This is a genomic window from Lentimicrobiaceae bacterium (assembly GCA_020636745.1).
Lineage (GTDB): Bacteria > Bacteroidota > Bacteroidia > Bacteroidales > Lentimicrobiaceae > Lentimicrobium.
In genome coordinates this window covers 197,651-210,540 of sequence record JACJXH010000005.1, presented here as the reverse complement: position 1 = coordinate 210,540, position 12,890 = coordinate 197,651, and the positions used below count along the sequence as shown (strand labels likewise).

10 protein-coding genes are annotated in these 12,890 nt (G+C 39.8%); 8 read left to right on the top strand and 2 right to left on the bottom strand.

Annotation, left to right across the window (positions count from 1 at the left end; translation table 11 throughout):
- Positions 1 to 29: 29 nt before the first annotated feature.
- The gene (locus H6541_09745; protein MCB9016065.1) at positions 30 to 830 is read right to left on the bottom strand and encodes a glycyl-radical enzyme activating protein; all 801 of its coding nucleotides are present in this window, start codon (positions 828 to 830) and stop codon (positions 30 to 32) included.
- 485 nt (positions 831 to 1,315) lie between these two features.
- On the opposite strand from H6541_09745, the gene H6541_09740 reads away from it, so the two are divergent.
- The 7 genes from H6541_09740 (at position 1,316) to H6541_09710 (ending at position 10,258) form a co-directional block, all read left to right on the top strand.
- Positions 1,316 to 3,460, top strand: coding sequence for a tetratricopeptide repeat-containing sensor histidine kinase (locus H6541_09740; GenBank protein MCB9016064.1), 2,145 nt, complete (start codon positions 1,316 to 1,318; stop codon positions 3,458 to 3,460).
- A gap of 168 nt (positions 3,461 to 3,628) precedes the next feature.
- Positions 3,629 to 4,324: a PrsW family intramembrane metalloprotease gene (locus H6541_09735; GenBank protein ID MCB9016063.1), complete on the top strand. Its 696-nt coding sequence runs from the start codon at positions 3,629 to 3,631 to the stop codon at positions 4,322 to 4,324.
- A 56-nt stretch (positions 4,325 to 4,380) separates the two neighbouring features.
- Complete coding sequence (locus tag H6541_09730; protein ID MCB9016062.1) at positions 4,381 to 5,097, top strand: DNA alkylation repair protein; 717 nt, start codon at positions 4,381 to 4,383, stop codon at positions 5,095 to 5,097.
- A 289-nt stretch (positions 5,098 to 5,386) separates the two neighbouring features.
- Positions 5,387 to 7,546, top strand: a complete 2,160-nt coding sequence (locus tag H6541_09725) for a TonB-dependent receptor (GenBank protein MCB9016061.1) — start codon at positions 5,387 to 5,389, stop codon at positions 7,544 to 7,546.
- 98 nt (positions 7,547 to 7,644) lie between these two features.
- Positions 7,645 to 8,286, top strand: coding sequence for a hypothetical protein (locus H6541_09720; GenBank protein MCB9016060.1), 642 nt, complete (start codon positions 7,645 to 7,647; stop codon positions 8,284 to 8,286).
- Between the two features lie 182 nt (positions 8,287 to 8,468).
- Positions 8,469 to 9,512, top strand: coding sequence for a sensor histidine kinase (locus tag H6541_09715; GenBank protein ID MCB9016059.1), 1,044 nt, complete (start codon positions 8,469 to 8,471; stop codon positions 9,510 to 9,512).
- Positions 9,509 to 10,258 (top strand): response regulator transcription factor, encoded by a 750-nt coding sequence (locus H6541_09710; protein MCB9016058.1) that lies wholly within the window; start codon positions 9,509 to 9,511, stop codon positions 10,256 to 10,258. Before H6541_09715 ends, H6541_09710 begins: the two co-directional genes overlap by 4 nt.
- Positions 10,259 to 10,456: 198 nt before the next feature.
- Here H6541_09710 and H6541_09705 read toward each other — a convergent pair whose 3' ends face one another.
- On the bottom strand, positions 10,457 to 11,833 hold the full coding sequence (locus tag H6541_09705; protein ID MCB9016057.1) for a tryptophanase: 1,377 nt from the start codon (positions 11,831 to 11,833) through the stop codon (positions 10,457 to 10,459).
- Between the two features lie 442 nt (positions 11,834 to 12,275).
- On the opposite strand from H6541_09705, the gene H6541_09700 reads away from it, so the two are divergent.
- The gene (locus H6541_09700) at positions 12,276 to 12,854 is read left to right on the top strand and encodes a DUF3109 family protein (GenBank protein ID MCB9016056.1); all 579 of its coding nucleotides are present in this window, start codon (positions 12,276 to 12,278) and stop codon (positions 12,852 to 12,854) included.
- The last annotated feature ends 36 nt before the right edge of the window (positions 12,855 to 12,890 follow it).

The following is a 12,890-nucleotide window of genomic DNA, read 5'->3' as shown; positions in this document are numbered from 1 at the left end:
TTACTATTGGCTGAAGGTGTAAGGTTTGCTTATCCTCCAACGGTGGTTTTAAAACCTTCATGCATAAAGAAGCTGACCGCTTCGTTCACTTCTTTTTCTTTTGGTTCATTTATTTCAGCCATTTTATTTTGCATACCCAGTCGGGTGTATTTATGAGATGCAATGCGGTGGTATGGCAGTAAATCAACCTGTTTGAGGTTTTTTAGCCTTTTTAGCACTTTTGCCATTTCGTGGTAGGTTTCCAAGGTCATATTAAAGCCCGGAATTAAGGGAATTCTTACAAAAAGCGGTTTTTGGGCCAGTACTTCGGATTGAAGGTTTATCAGTATTGGCTCTAGCGCAGCACCGGTGAATTTTTTGTGCATCAAACTGTCGGTATGTTTCAAATCGAACAATACCAGGTCTGTTTGTGCAATGATTCTGTTAAAAGTCTGAGGTTGGGCAAATCCGCATGTGTCAAGAGCAATGTGAATATTGCTGCGATGGGCAAGGTTTAAACAATCTGAGAGGAAATCAGGCTGCATCAAAGGTTCTCCTCCGGTAAAAGTGACACCTCCTTTCGATTCTTCAAAAAATAGCCGGCTTTTAAGGATCTCTTCCTGAACATCGGCTGGTAACATGAGCTTGCCTATGGTTTCAGGCAGTTTTAAAAGTTTGTCGCCGATTTTTTTTTCTTTAATAACTTCAATGGGAAGCATCAGCTGGCTTTCAGGATTGTGGCACCAATCGCAACGCAGCGGGCAGCCCTTCATAAACACTGAAGTGCGGATTCCGGGACCATCGTGCACTGAATAATGCCGGATGTCGAATACATAGCCGGATGTGGCCATATGAACAGAATATAGTGAAAAATCAGAAGAGTTAGGAAATAGATGAAAGCTGGCTGCAGTTGGCTGCAGTTTCAGAAAGGGAGAATAACTAGCAAAGCCAGCATTCATAAAGCCCACGCCCAAAGCAGTGGTAAAGGTTTGAATAAGATTTTATCCCTTTCATAGCATTTGAAACTATTGCAAATATAATCTCAAAACCAATTGATTGGCTGTTGTTTAAAAGAAAATTGTTAATTTGGAATGAATCTGCAAAAAAATGGCGAAATTTGTTATCTGATCTGCGATTCAATGGTTTAGTCACTGTATTAAGTATTTATAATACTTGCTTTGGAGAATGATTTTGCTATATTTGTAAGGTCAACTATAATATTCAGATTATTGGGTGCTTTGAGACTGCAATTTTTAAAATAAGTTGTATAAGCCAGCATTAGAACATTATTTTGTAAGCTGAATATTAGAGATATAAGACTAATTATTATTGATTTATGCGTAAAGTTCTATACTTTTTCATATTCTCAATTTGTTTTACCACCCAGGTATATGCCTTTGATTTATCGGTTATTGATAGTTTAAAAAGAGTATTAGCCAAATCTGAAGGACAGAAACGTGCAGATATTTTGAATGAACTTGGCTGGGAACTTAAGTTTTCGATGCCCGACACAGCTATGCTTCATACACAACAAGCTTTGCAACTGGCTCAAAAAATTCAGTATGCTAAAGGTCTTGCACTTGCCAACCGTAACCTGGCAGCAATAAAAATTGTTCAGGGCAAAAGTGCTGATGCAGCTCTTTTTGCTGAAAAAGCTCTTGAATACATTCAAAAAACGAATGATCTGTATCAACAAGGGAAGATTCTTAATCTGCTGGGAATTATCAACAGAGATACACGAAAGTTCAGGACAGCACTTGATTTTCAAAATCGGGCATTGCAAATATTCCGGCAGTTGAACGACTCTTCTGAAATTGCTGGTAATCTGAATAATCTTGGCTTAATATATAAACAGCTGGGCAACAGCGATGCCGCTTTGTACTTGTATCATGAAGTGTATGAAATTGAAATCCGAAGGAAAGATAACTTTGGCATTGCCCGTACAGCCAATAATCTCGCCAGCATTTACGAAGAAATGAAAAAGTTTAATGATGCTGAAAAGATGTTTAAAGTGAGTATTGAAGCTGCAAAGGCTGATGGTATTTATCAGTACGAGGCGGCCTCGCTGCATGGGTTGGGCCTGATTTATCAAAACACAGGAAGGCTGAATGAGGCTGTAAGAGAGTATAATAAGGCTTATGCAATAAACAAGAAGGCAGGATTTCTCGAATACATGGCCAACAATTTGATGCAGATTGCACTCATTTACGAAAAGCAAAAAAACTATAAGGATGCATTTACCACTTTTGAGGAAGCAAATAGCATTTATCAGAAAATAAACAATCCATGGAAACAGGCTTTGGCAATAAATGGCATGTCGATACAGAAGCGCGAATTGAAACAAATACCTGAAGCCATTACACTGGCTAACCGGGCGTTTGCAATTGGAGATTCGTTGAAGGATATAAAGTCTCTTTACGATATTCACTTAAACTTGTATAAGATATTCAAAGGGGTTTCATCAAATACTGAAGCACTGAAACATCTGGAGGCATTTGTAATTCTTGAAGACAGTATTCAAAAGAATGAACAAAATGAGCTGCTTGAGGAAATCCAGACAAGATATGAGGTTAAGACCATAGAGTCTGAAAATGCAAGACTTATGTCGGAAAATCAATATCAATTTGAAGTCATTAGAAATCAGCGCATTGTAACAGCTGGGATAGTGTCAATTTTGCTCATGATTTCTGTTCTGGCGATTGTGGTTTTAAGTGGTCGTAAGAAATTGAAACAAGCCAATAAAGAACTTAAAAGCCGGAATGAAGAAGTGTTGAAACAATCGGAATTACTGCGTGATTCAAATGCAACAAAGGATAAACTCTTTTCTATTATCGGGCATGATATCCGGAATCCGTTTTCATCAGTTCTTAATCTGTCGGAGTTGTTGAATGAAGAGATAGAAACCGCCGACCAGGCCACTCTAAAGTTTTATGCTGAAAGTATTTACCAGGCCTCAACTGTAACTTTTCAGTTGCTTGATAATCTCCTCTACTGGTCTAAATCGCAACGGGGTGCTATTGATATCAATCCGCAGGTATTCACGCTATCCGATTTAACCAATGAGGTGCTCAATACTGCCAAAGCAGGGGCAATGGTTAACGACTTAAAGTTGATAAATAAAACAGATGCTGAATTGCAGATTAATACCGATAAAACTTTGCTTCGTATAATTTTGGGTAATTTGGTTGGGAATGCAGTGAAGTTTAATAAACCGGGAGGTGAAGTGGTTGTTTCATGCCAGAAACAGCCTGATGGCTATTTTATCTCAGTGGCCGATAATGGCAAAGGTATTGAACCGGAACACATTAAATACTTGTTTAATAAGGAAGAATCATTTCAACCTCACAATAGCCATGTGAAAAGCGGCACAGGGCTCGGTCTTATTCTGTGTGGTGAGTTTGTTGAAAAGCTGGGAGGTCATATTCAGGTTGAAAGCGAGGTAGGGAAAGGGGCTGTTTTTAGTTTTACTCTGCCTTTATAGTGTTGATTTCTGTTGGTTTTGTCTGATTTGTTATCGATTGAATATCAGTCTTGTCAATATTTTGCTCCTTTGGTTATGTCAGGGTAATGAGAGTTTTCTGCAATCAATTTAATAATCCGGACTCGGAAATTTGTTGTTTTTCCAATTAAATATTTAATTCAAACCTTTATGTTGCTCATTGCCATTTCAACGCTTCCGGTTGTTATTATTTTGGGTTATGTTTATTATCGCGATAAATATGAGAAGGAGCCATTGGGGTTGCTTATTAAAACTTTTATGGGTGGCATACTTTCGGCCATAGTAACCCTTGTTGTTTTAACACCGCTTGATGGTTTGTTCCCTGTGCCCGATGGCATATTAAACAATGCGATTATCAAGGCATTTGCATGGGCTGCTATTCCTGAAGAGCTGTTCAAGTTCATGTTCCTTTACTGGATAGTATGGAAGAACCGCAATTTTAATGAGAACTACGATGGTATTGTTTATGCCGTTTTTGTTTCACTTGGTTTTGCTTGTCTCGAGAATATTTTCTACGTTTTTCAGCATGGGGCAGGGGTAGGTATTATGCGGGGAATATTAGCAGTGCCTGCTCATGCCTTGTTTGGCGTTATCATGGGTTACTACTTTTCTATCGCTCGGTTTAGCTTTACAAGCACATTTTTGAATCTTGCAAAAAGCCTGTTATATGCCATTTTTGCACATGGAATTTATGATTTCCTGATTTTTTGGTATGCTGGCTCTGCTGCAGCTTTAAATGACAGAGCCTGGATTCTGATCATTGTTTTTCTTGTATTTATTGTTTTTCTGTGGCGATTAGGATTCCGAAAAATCAGGCATCATGTGTCAACATCTGTTTTTAAGTAATTCTTGAAAGCTTTTTTCAACTCGTCTGATTGTTAATCATTTTTATCATTTTTTATATGACAGCTGATTCTCTTTACAATGATTTGGCCGCTTATTGTGTGGCCAATGCCAACGATGAAATCGTAAAAAAGTATTCGCGCTATTTTAAAGGCGGGTACAATGGCTGGGGATTAACAAAGGAGCATATGGACACAAAAATGGCTGAACTGAAAAAGTCAGGTGATTTAACCCTTGATTTGGTTTTTGAATCAGCCCCTTTATTGATGCAAAGCGGGAGATATGAAGAAACTTCTTTTGTTTTTAGCATGATGAGCATGTTGCTGAATCAGTTTCAAGATAAAGATATAGAAAGACTCGAAAGCCTTTTCAGTATTGGTATTTCCAATTGGGCTCACGCTGATTATCTCGGAATGTTTTTACTTCCTGAACTGATAAAAACCGGGGTGCTTTCTCCTGAAAGAATGGACAACTGGGTTGCCTCGGTTTATAAATTTCAGCGCAGGTGTGTTCCGGTTACATTTATCAAACTACTCAGGCAGAACGAGGATTACAGCCCTTTATTCAACAGACTTGAGCCTTTAATGGTTGACACCGAACGTGAGGTTCATCAGGGTATGGGCTGGTTTTTGAGGGAGGCATGGAAGCTTAATCATGCTTTAACTGAAGATTTTTTAATGAAATGGAAGGATGTTTCACCAAGATTGATTTTTCAATATGCATGTGAAAAAATGAAACCAGAGGATAAAGTTAAGTTTAAAAGGGTAAAAATATAAGTGAAGGATTTAGTGGTTAAGGGTCATTAAATCAATTGAATAAGGTTTTAACAGGTGTGTTGAAGGATTCAGTTTCATCTATTACTGCGTTTGGGAAAAAATAGACGAAACCCTTCTTTGTCACTTTTAAAGCGAAGCGGAGATGATTACTGCCGCTAAAGTGTTCTCCGTTTTTAAAAATACTCTTCCGGTTTACTCTACAATTCATCCGCATTTTCCGACAATACGGTAGCTTTTGTTTTTTTTCGGCTAAAGCCCGAAGCATCTTTGCTTCATCAAAGCAAAAGCCATGAAGAACTGTATCGCCTTCTTTTTATTCTTATTCAGCGTAGGATTATCGGCTCAAACGACCATAAGTGGAACTGTAAGAGCTCCGAAAGACGGAAGTTTACCCGGTGCCAATGTTTATCTGAAGGGGACTTACGATGGTACATCGAGTAATGTTGATGGCAAGTTCAGTTTTAAAACTCAAAAGAAAGGCTCTTATGTGCTGATGGTTGAGTTTATGGGTTTTGAACCTTTTTCGAAAGAATTGGAGCTTACAGGAAGCAATATTCACCTGGATGTTGAGCTAAAGGAAAAGTTTAACCGGTTGGATGCGGTAACCATAACAGCCGGTACATTTGAGGCTGGAGATAAGAAGCAAGCCAACCACCTGAGTTCTCTTGATATGATTACAACAGCAGGGGCTGCAGGCGATGTTTTTGGCGCGCTTCAAACCCTTCCGGGAACCACTACCAATGGTGAATCGGGCCGGCTTTTTGTTAAAGGAGGCGATAGCGATGAGTCGCAAACATATATTGATGGGGCATTGGTACACACGCCCTATAACTCATCAGCGCCCAATACCGCCACCCGCGGTCGTTTTAATCCGTTTATGTTTAAAGGTACTATTTTCAGTACAGGCGGTTATTCAGCTGAATATGGCCAGGCACTTTCGAGTGTATTGTTGCTAAATACCAATGATATGCCCTCTCAGAATCAGCTTGACCTCTCCATTTTATCAATTGGTGCCGAAATGGCCGTTACTAAAATGAAAGGAAGCAGTGCATTAACAGCTTCTTTGGGTTATACCAATCTGGCACCTTACATGCAACTGGTACCTCAGAACTATCAATGGCAAAAAGCACCTGAATCATGCAACGGAGCTGTAAGTATCCGACGGAAAACCGGTAAAACAGGAATGCTTAAAATATACAGCAGCTTTGATAATGGCAGCTTTATTCTGGCTCAGCTCGATTTGGACCAAAACAAAATGATTGATTATGCACTAAATAACCGCAATTTTTTTGTGAATGCATCCTGGAAAGCAAATTTGGGCGAAAAAACAACACTTTCAAGCGCAGCTTCTTTTACCAGCGATTTTGACAAAGTGGCATTTGATGGCAAACATTGGGACAAAGAATTGAACGGATTTCATCTTAAGCAGGTTGTTTCGCGCGAGATGACCAATAAAGTAACTGTCAGGGCTGGTGCTGAATGGTTTAGTCATTTGTCGGAGCAAATCTGGCAAACACCTGTTGATTCATTTAGTAACCGTGTTAACAATAATGTAATCGCCGCATTTACCGAGGCTGAAATGTATACATCAGGTCGTTTTGTGGCCCGTATCGGAGGGCGGGTTGAGTATTCTGATTATCTCCGGAAATTCAACATGGCTCCCCGGATTACAGCAGCATGGAAACTGAACGAAAACAGCCAGTTTTCTGCTGCTTATGGGTGGTTTTACCAAAATCCCTCCGACGATTATCTGTTTTATACCCGTTGGCTCGGATACGAAAGAGCTAATCATTATATTTTAAGTTATCAGTCTTCTGAAAAAGGCCGTACGCTTAGAGCAGAGATTTATTATAAAGATTATCAAAATCTCGTTAAGCAGCTGACCGATGAGTTTTATCTTCCTGAATCTTATAATAATAACGGTAATGGGTTTGCACGTGGACTTGACCTTTACTGGCGCGACAAAAAGACCATCAAGCACGGCGACTATTGGATATCTTATTCATATCTTGATACCAGACGCAACTACCGGAATTATCCCGAAACAGCTATCCCGAATTTTGCAAGTACTCACAATCTGGCCGTAGTGTATAAGCACTGGTTCGGAAAATTGCGTTCGCTTGCAGGTGTCAACTACCGATACTCTTCGCCAAGGGTTTATAATGATCCTAACAGCAATAATTTTAATAGCATGCAAACCATGGCATATCACACTTTGGATGTAAGCTGGAGCTTTTTGTTTAAACCTCATATCATCATCTATGGAGCGGTAACCAATTTGCCCGGGTTTAAGCAGGAGTTCGGGAGGCGATTCTCCAGTCAACCCGATGAGTCAGGCATTTATCAGAGTACTGCTATTACTCCTGGTTCGGGAAGGTTCTTTGTGCTCGCATGTTTTATCACTTTTACCAAAAAAGGAGACCAGAATCAATTGGATAAAATTCAGTAAGATATTGTAAAACAGCCCTGTGAACATTGAGAAATGTTAAAGAAAGGTGCTTCAACGAAAAGGAAACAACAACCCCTATAAACCTAAAAACTACAAACATGAAAACAATTCACATTACCCTTGCTATGTTATTTATTTCATTTGCTGCTATGTCGCAAAAAGAACAATACTATCAGGCAATGGGAGAGAGCCTTTCTCAGTATGCTACGTGCAAATCAATGGATGATTTCCAGGCTCTTGGCAACAAGTTTAGTATGATAGCAAAATCAACGCCTGACGAATGGCTTCCTCTGTATTATCATGCACACTGTTATATCATTATGAGCTTTATGGAGCCTTCTGATATGAACAAAAAAGATGCTTTGCTTGATGCGGCAGAAATTTCAATAAACAAAATGCTTGAAATTACCAATAAGGAAGCTGATGTTTATGCTTTGCAGGCTATGTTTTATTCAGGCAGGTTGATGGTTAACCCGATGGAACGAGGACAAAAGTTCGGTATGCTGGCTTCACAGGCTGCCGGTACAGCTATGGGTATCGACCCTTCAAACCCCAGGGCAAGATTAATAAAACTTCAGAATGATATTGGAACAGCCCGGTTTTTTGGACAAGATCCAAAAGCGTTTTGCGATCAGGCAAAGGAGCTTGTTGCCACCTGGGATGGTTTTAAACCTAAATCAAGTTTACATCCTGTATGGGGTAAACAGCAGGCAGTTGAAATTACAGCTTCATGCAATTAATGAAAGCAGTTTACCCAAATCCCCGGCCGGAATCTTCTACATGGTTGACATAATGGTTCCGGCTGCTTTTTATACTCTCCCTTGTGTTTGAGCATTTTCATAGTGCGAAAAATTGAATCATGAAAATCGTTTCTTTTATCTTTAATTTTACACAATCAATCGTTTTGGCATAAATTATCAATATGAACATTTACAGCAGGCAAATTAGTGTAAAAAACTTATGGCAGTTTTTACTGGCTAATGTAGTGTTGTCGCTACTTATTCTCGTAATTTTTTTTGGAAATGTCTTTGTAAGTCCTGAACGGTTTTTGATAGGTTTTATCTGGTCATTTTCCATATGTATAACCCAGTGGACCGGGCCGGTGATGATAGGGAATTTGCTCGATAAAAAAATTCGTTGGATTGATAAGCCAGTGAAACGGACATTTATTGAAATTTCCAGCCTGCTAATCTGGTCGGTTGGGGCATTTATATCCGTACAGTTGATCATGATGTATCTGGTGCATGGCATTGCTCCATCAGATGCCTGGCAATCTATTTCCCACTCAATTCTTATCACATTTCTTATCTCTCTTTTTATTTCGCTTGTTTTTACGGCTGTTGGCTTTTTTAAAGCATGGAGAAAGTCGGTATTAAGAGAAGCTGAACTTAAATCAGAAATGATGACCTATAAGTATGAATCGCTGCGAAACCAACTCAATCCACACTTTTTGTTCAATAGCTTCAATGTGCTCAGCGATTTGGTATATGATGATCAGGCTCAGGCTGTAAAGTTCATCAGGCAAATGAGTGATTTGTTCCGTTATGTGCTTGATTGCCGCGATAAGGAATTGGTTAGCCTGAAAGAAGAAGTGGACTTTATGAAGTCTTATGCTTGGCTGCTTCAAACGCGCTTTGGCGATAAGCTTCATTTGAGTATCACACTTAATGAAGACTGTCAGGCTCTTATTGTGCCAATGACGTTGCAATTACTGGTTGAAAATGCTGTAAAGCACAATGAAGTATCGGAAAAATATCCTTTGCATATTGCGATAAAGCAGAATGGAGATTTTATTGAAGTTGAAAATGCACTGAAACTTAAAAACTCAGGAAAAGATTCAAAAAATACCGGGCTGAGGAATATTTCGCAGCAATATAGCTTTTTTACCGACAGGCAAATTGAGATACATGCTGACACTAAAACTTACCTGGTAAGGATTCCTATCATTCAAAAAACAGAGAAATGAAGGTTCTTATAATTGAAGATGAGGCGAGAGCCGCACGCCATCTTGAACGTTTGCTCAGCAAGGTTGCTCCGGATATGGATGTTGTTGCAAGCCTGGAATCAGTGCGCGATTCTGTTGAATTTCTATCGACAAACCAGGGCATCGCTTTGATTTTTTCTGATATTCAACTTGCTGACGGATTAAGTTTTGAGATTTACAGGCAGATAAAGGTGAGTTGCCCGATCATTTTTACAACAGCCTGGGATCATTATGCTATTGAAGCTTTTAACACCAACGGTATTGATTATTTGTTAAAGCCTGTTGAGGAAGAACGTTTGTTGAAAGCCATTGAAAAGGTAAAACAGTTTTCTCCGATGCCTGCGCTTGAGAAACTTTTTGAAATGGTTGCCCAAAAACAGGAAAAGCAATATAAATCAAGGTTTTTGGTAAAGATAGGCGATCGAATCAAATCCATTCCAATTGAAGAAATTGATGCTTTCTATAGCTATGAAAAAGCTACTTATTTGCATACGAAAGGAAAGCGGAGCTATTGCATCGACTTTGCCCTTGATCATCTTGAAGAAATAGTTGATCCGGAAAAATTCTTCAGAATAAACAGAAAATATCTGGTTTCATTGAATGCCTGTGCCAGTATTACAGCGTGGTCAAACAGCAGGTTGCGTCTTCAGATTGACGGAGTGGATGATAAAGATATAGTGGTTGCCCGTGAGCGGGTGCAGGCTTTCAGGGAATGGCTTGACAGATAACCCGGGTCTCATTTTTGTGGTTTTTTGCAGAATTGCCGGATAAATGCGCAAGCGGGAAATAACAAAGTGCACATCTGATGTGGTGATTGATACATCTGATGTGCACTTTGTTCTAAAGCCCGGAAGGGCTTTCTTTTATTTTTAGCCATTTGCCGGAACGCTGTTTATGGCAGGTTTCTGAAGAATGGCTGAAAAAGCCTAAACTTTTGCAAGATCCACAGTAAAATGGCGCATAATCGGAGCTTCATGAATAATTTTGAGCCCTGTTGTCAAAGTGTTTCTTCGCTCATAAACATTGGCCAGAGCTGTAGCAACATAGTCCATATGGTTGTTTGTATAAACTCTTCTGGGAATAGTTAGCCTGAGCAGTTCAAGAGCAGGGTAGCGGTTTTCGCGGGTTTCAGGGTCGCGGTCGGCAAGCAGAGCTCCAATTTCAACACCTCTTACGCCACTTTCAAGATAAAGTTCAACAGCCAGAGATTGCGCCTGAAATTGTTCTTTGGGCAACTGAGGTAAAAAGCGTTTGGCATCAACAAATATGGCATGTCCGCCGAAAGGCTGTTGCACCGGAACGCCAAACTCAACCAAACGGTTGCCCAGATATGCTACCTGGCCGATACGTGTTTCCAGATAATCAAACTCAGTTCCTTCGCGCAACCCCTGAGCCAGGGCATTCATATCGCGACCTGACATGCCACCATAGGTCACATAACCTTCAAACATGATGTTGAAAACAGTCGCTTTCTCAAACAACTCTCTGTCGCGCAGGGCGATAAATCCGCCCATATTCACAATTGCATCCTTTTTGCTGCTCATTGTCATGCCATCAGCATAACTAAACATCTCGAGGACGATATCGCGGATGGAAATATCTTTATACCCTTCTTCACGGGTTTTTATAAAATAGGCATTCTCTGCAAAGCGGGCTGAATCAAACAGTACAAAAATTCCGTATTTATCAGCCAGTTGTCTAACTGCTTTGATGTTTGCCATTGAAACAGGTTGTCCTCCACTCGAATTGCAGGTAATGGTTACAACTATAAATGGAATTTTTTCTTTGGGATGGTTTTTGAGCACATCTTCCAGCTTATTCAGGTCAATATTGCCTTTAAACGGATGGTATACGCTCGTATCAAAAGCTTCATCAATGGTGCAATCAATAGCTTTGGCCTTGCGCGATTCTATATGCCCTTTGGTCGTGTCAAAATGTGAGTTTCCAGGTACAAAATCACCTGCCTTTACCATGGCCGAAAACAAAACATTTTCTGCAGCCCTGCCCTGATGTGTGGGTAAAAAGTATTCAAAACCGAGCAATTCCCTGATGGTGTCTTTCATTTTGTAGAATGATGACGCTCCGGCATAGCTTTCATCTCCCAACATCATCTCACTCCATTGACGGTCGCTCATAGCACCGGTTCCTGAGTCGGTTAACAGGTCAATAAAAACATATTCAGCTTTCAGTTTGAAAAGATTGTAGTTGGCCTCTTTTATCCACTGCTCACGCTGTTCGCGGGTACTGCGGCGGATAGGTTCAACCATCTTTATTTTATATGATTCGGCAAATGGTAATTCCATGATAATTAGATGTTTAAGGAAAATAAAAAGGTAATTTTTAGAAAAAATGAAAACAAAGGAGGGAGTCAGGACTGATATTCATCCCTGTTTTTAATGTTGCGGAAGATTGTTTTGGCCGTTAGCCTGTAAGAATACCTGGATGTCATTTTATGTGCGAATAGACAGTCAAAAGTAAACCATTTTTTAAAAACGCAAATAGATTTATCAAGTTTTTAAGATTTTTCAGAATGGGTATGGTTAGATGATGCCTGATGGCGAAATGTTCATGATTATATCGCTTCCAAAACCTGTGGTTTAATTGCCCGTAAATCTGCAATTTATATGATGATGATTGAAATTTTGGTTTCGGTGGTCAACAATTTTGAAATTATAAGGACTGAATGATTGAAGCCGTAAATTCAACAATTGTTATAGTGAAATTCATTCCACTTATCTTTGCAGCATGATAGCCATTGATGATACAATTAATTCTGACGACCTTGGGAAGGTTTGCTTTGTATGCGATTTAATGAAATGCAAGGGAGCCTGCTGTGTGGAAGGTGATGCCGGAGCTCCGCTTGAAGAAAGCGAAATAGGTGAACTCGAAGATTCGCTTGATTACATTAAGCCCTTTATGCGGCAGGATGGACTTGAAATTGTTGAACACCTGGGTGTGTTCGATTACGATGCTTTCGGCCATTATGTTACTCCTCTTGTAAATGGAGCTGAATGTGCATTTGTTGTATTTTCAGAAGACGGAATTGCTGGTTGTGCTATTGAAAAGGCCTGGGAGGCTGGCAAATCCAAATTCCGCAAGCCTGTTTCATGTCATTTATACCCGGTTCGTATCAATCGTTACAACGATTTTGATGCTGTCAATTACCATCAGTGGCATATATGTCAACCGGCACTTGAATTGGGGAAAAGACTGAATGTTCCCATGTATGTTTTTCTGAAAGACTCTCTTGTCAGGAAATATGGTGAAAAATGGTATGCGCAGTTATGTGACGGAATTGAGGCTCAGAAAAATACTGAGAAATAGCAAAAAAAGCCGCCCTGTAAGGGCAGCTTTATGTTA

Excerpts from the sequence above, each read along its gene's own strand:
- H6541_09710 (MCB9016058.1), top strand. The coding sequence starts at position 9,509 with ATGAAGGTTCTTATAATTGAAGATGAGGCGAGAGCCGCACGCCATCTT.
- H6541_09735 (MCB9016063.1), top strand. The coding sequence starts at position 3,629 with ATGTTGCTCATTGCCATTTCAACGCTTCCGGTTGTTATTATTTTGGGT.
- H6541_09745 (MCB9016065.1), bottom strand. The coding sequence starts at position 830 with ATGGCCACATCCGGCTATGTATTCGACATCCGGCATTATTCAGTGCAC.
- H6541_09720 (MCB9016060.1), top strand. The coding sequence starts at position 7,645 with ATGAAAACAATTCACATTACCCTTGCTATGTTATTTATTTCATTTGCT.
- H6541_09730 (MCB9016062.1), top strand. The coding sequence starts at position 4,381 with ATGACAGCTGATTCTCTTTACAATGATTTGGCCGCTTATTGTGTGGCC.
- H6541_09705 (MCB9016057.1), bottom strand. The coding sequence starts at position 11,833 with ATGGAATTACCATTTGCCGAATCATATAAAATAAAGATGGTTGAACCT.
- H6541_09715 (MCB9016059.1), top strand. The coding sequence starts at position 8,469 with ATGAACATTTACAGCAGGCAAATTAGTGTAAAAAACTTATGGCAGTTT.
- H6541_09725 (MCB9016061.1), top strand. The coding sequence starts at position 5,387 with ATGAAGAACTGTATCGCCTTCTTTTTATTCTTATTCAGCGTAGGATTA.
- H6541_09740 (MCB9016064.1), top strand. The coding sequence starts at position 1,316 with ATGCGTAAAGTTCTATACTTTTTCATATTCTCAATTTGTTTTACCACC.
- H6541_09700 (MCB9016056.1), top strand. The coding sequence starts at position 12,276 with ATGATAGCCATTGATGATACAATTAATTCTGACGACCTTGGGAAGGTT.